Genomic DNA, 3867 nt, shown 5'->3' on the forward strand with positions numbered 1-3867 from the left:
AACTACGCGGCGGCGAACGCCTTCCTGGACGCCTGGATCCAGCGGCGCCGCGACCGCGGTCTCGCCGGACTCTCGATCGCCTGGGGCGCCTGGGCACAGGACGGCCTCGCCACTGACGAGGTGGTCGTCGAGCGGCTGCGGCGCGGCGGCGTGCTGCCGATGGACCCGGAACTCGCGATCCAGGCCCTGGCCAGGGCCGTCGACCACGACGAGACCGAGGTGAGCGTCGCCGACATCGACTGGCCGCAGTTCCTCGGCGGCTTCACCGGCTCCCGTCCCAGCACCCTGCTCGCGGACCTGCCGGAAGCCGCGGCGCGGCCCGCGCCCGCCGGGGCGGAGGCTCCCGTGCCGATGGGCTCCGAGCTGGCCTCGGCGCCGGCCGGCCGGCGCCGTCAGCTGCTGCTCGACCTCGTCCGGGCCCAGGCCGCGTCCGTGCTCGGCCACGCCTCGGTCGACGCGGTGGCGCCCGCCCGGGCCTTCCGGGAGCTGGGCTTCGACTCGCTGACCGCCGTCGAACTGCGCAACCGGCTCAGCGCCGAGACCGCACTGCGGCTGCCGACGACGCTCGTGTTCGACCACCCGACGCCCACCCGGCTCGCCGATCACCTGCTCGGCCTGATGCTCGGTGACCGGGCCGTGCTGACCGAGGCGATGGCGCCCGCACCGGCCGGGACCGACGAGCCGATCGTGATCGTCGGCATGAGCTGCCGCTTCCCCGGCGACGTCGGCACGCCCGCCGAACTGTGGCAGCTGCTGACCGACGGCGCGGACGGCGTCGGCCCGTTCCCGACCGACCGCGGCTGGGACCTCGACCGCGACGCCGGGACGTACGCGCCCGAGGGCGGCTTCCTCCGGCACGCGACCGACTTCGACGCGAGCCTGTTCGGCATCTCGCCGCGCGAGGCGCTGGCGATGGACCCCCAGCAGCGGCTGCTGCTGGAGGCGTCCTGGGAGGCCTTCGAATCGGCGGGCACCGACCCGCTGTCCGTCCACGGCGCCCCCGTCGGCGTCTTCGTCGGCACCAACGGCCAGGACTACGGCACGCTGCTCGCCGCCTCCGACGAGGAGGTCGAGGGGCATGTGCTGACCGGCAACGCCGCGTCGGTGCTCTCCGGCCGGGTGGCGTACGCCTTCGGTCTCGAAGGGCCGGCGCTGACCGTGGACACGGCCTGCTCCGCCTCGCTGGTCGCCCTGCACCTCGCGGCGCAGGCGCTGCGCCGGGGCGAGTGCGAATTGGCGCTGGCCGGCGGTGTCACCGTGATGTCCACCAACACCGCCTTCGCCGAGTTCGCCCGGCAGGGCGGCCTGGCCTCGGACGGGCGCTGCAAGGCCTTCTCGGCCGAGGCGGACGGCACCGGCTGGTCGGAAGGCGTGGGCGTGCTGGTGCTGGAGCGGCTGTCGGACGCGCGGCGCAACGGGCACGAGGTGCTCGCGGTGGTGCGCGGCAGCGCGGTCAACCAGGACGGCGCGTCCAACGGCCTCACCGCCCCGAACGGTCCCTCGCAGGAGCGGGTGATCCGGCAGGCGCTGGCGAGTGCCGGGCTGTCGGCCGCCGAGGTGGACGCGGTGGAGGCGCACGGCACCGGTACCCGCCTGGGCGACCCGATCGAGGCCCAGGCGCTGCTGGCCACCTACGGCCAGGAGCGGGCCGGTGAGCCGCTCTGGCTCGGCGCGATCAAGTCCAACATCGGCCACACCCAGGCCGCGGCCGGTGTGGCGGGTGTGATCAAGATGGTGCAGGCGCTGCGGCACGGCGTCCTGCCGGCCACGCTGCACGCGGAGCAGCGGACCTCCGAGGTCGACTGGTCGGCGGGCGCGGTGGAACTGCTCACCGAGTCCCGCCCGTGGCCCGAGCTGGACCGGCCGCGGCGCGCGGGCGTCTCCTCCTTCGGCATCAGCGGTACCAACGCCCACGTCATCCTGGAGGCCGCGCCCGCGGTGGCGGCCGACGAGCCGGTGGCCGTCGAGGGTGTGCTGCCGTGGCCGGTGTCGGGGCGGACCGCCTCCGCACTGGCGGCGCAGGCCGGGCGACTGGCCGGATTCCTCGCGGCCGAACCGGAGTTCGCTCCGGCGGAGGTGGCCGCGGGGCTGCTGTCCCGGGCCGCGCTGGACCACCGCGCGGTGGTGTTCGGCGGCGACCGGGACGAACTGCGCTCCGGTGTCGCCGCGCTGGCGGCGGGCGAGCCCTCGGCCCAGGTGGTCTCGGGCGTCACGGCGCAGGGAGGTACGGCCTTCCTGTTCACCGGTCAGGGCGCGCAGCGGGCCGGGATGGGGGCCGGGCTGTACGCGCGGTTCCCGGTGTTCGCGGAGGCCTTCGACGCGGTCTGCGCGGAGTTCGACCTGCTGCTGGACCGGCCGGTGAAGGACGTGGTGTTCGAGGGCGTCGAGGATCTGGACCGGACGGTGTGGGCGCAGGCCGGGCTGTTCGCGGTCGAGGTGGCGTCGTTCCGGTTGCTCGAATCCTGGGGCGTGACGGCCGACTTCCTGCTCGGGCACTCGATCGGTGAGATCGCGGCCGCCCATGTGGCGGGCGTGTTCTCGCTGGCCGACGCGTGCGCCCTGGTGGCGGCGCGCGGCCGGCTGATGCAGGCGCTGCCCGAGGGCGGCGCGATGCTGGCGGTGCAGGCCACCGAGGCCGAGGTCCGGGAGGCGATCGGCGACCGCCTGGACGTCGCGGCCGTCAACGGGCCGACCTCGCTGGTGGTTTCGGGTCCGGCGGAGGCCGTCGAGGAGCTCGCCGAGCGCTGGCGGGCCGAGGGCCGCAAGACCAGCCGGCTCACCGTCTCGCACGCCTTCCACTCGGCCCTGATGGAGCCGATGCTCGAAGAATTCGCCGCCGTGCTGGCGGAGTTGACCTACTCGGAGCCGCAGCTGCCGATCGTCTCCGACCTGACCGGCGAACTCGCCGGGCCCGGGCTGATGTCCACCCCGTCCTACTGGGTGCGGCAGGTCCGCGAGGCCGTCCGCTTCGCCGACGGCGTCGAGGCGCTGCACGGCCGGGGCGTCACCCGCTTCGTGGAGCTCGGCCCGGAGGGCGTGCTGACCGCGCTGGCCGGCCGGATGCTCCCCGACGCGGTGTGCGCGCCGCTGCTGCGCAAGGACCGGGACGACGCCGACACGGCACTGCGGGCGCTCGCCACGCTGTGGACGGCCGGGGCGGAGATCGACTGGTCCGGGCTGCTGCCCGCCGGCCGTCCGGCCCCGCTGCCGACCTACGCCTTCCAGCGGGAGCGCTACTGGCCGAAGGCCGCGCCTGGAACGGCCGTCGTGGCCGACCCGGACGAGGCGCGCTTCTGGCAGGCCGTGGAGCGCCAGGACCTCGGCGAACTCGCCGCGGCCCTGGACATCGACCGGGCGCCCGAGGAGCTGGGCTCCGTCCTGCCGGTGCTGTCCTCGTGGCGGCAGCGGCGCCGGGTGGATTCGGTGGTGGACTTCTGGCGGTACCGGGTGACGTGGAAGCCGTTGGCGGGTTCGGCGGAGGGGCGGCTGTCGGGCCGTTGGCTGCTGGTGACGGGTGCGGGTGCGTCGGTGGAGGGCGTGGAGAGCGCGCTGCTGGCCGCCGGTGCGGAGGTCGTTCCGCTGGCCGTCGACGGCGCGGGTCGGGAGGAACTGGCCGCGCGGATCGGTGAGTTGAACGCCGGGGGCGAGTTCGCGGGAGTGGTCTCGCTGCTCGCCGTCGAGGAGCCGCAGGACGAGGGCACCCCGGTGTCGACCGGTGTGCCGGCCACACTGGCGCTGTTGCGGGCGCTCGGTGACGCGGGAGTGCGCGCCAAGCTGTGGTCGGTGACGTCCGGTGCGGTGTCGGTGGGTCGGGCGGACCGGTTGGTGAGTCCGTGGCAGGCGCAGGTGTGGGGTCTGGGTCGGGTG

Annotated in this window: 1 protein-coding gene; it reads left to right on the forward strand. The window is 75.2% G+C overall.

What is annotated here, in order from left to right; genetic code table 11:
• Nucleotides 1–3867, forward strand: a 3867-nt coding sequence (locus tag ACIQOV_RS31565; RefSeq protein WP_401054090.1) for a beta-ketoacyl synthase N-terminal-like domain-containing protein, incomplete at both ends; no start/stop codon positions are given.

The organism is Kitasatospora sp. NPDC091257 (assembly GCF_044757675.1).
In the GTDB taxonomy this organism is placed as follows: domain Bacteria; phylum Actinomycetota; class Actinomycetes; order Streptomycetales; family Streptomycetaceae; genus Kitasatospora; species Kitasatospora lactacystinica.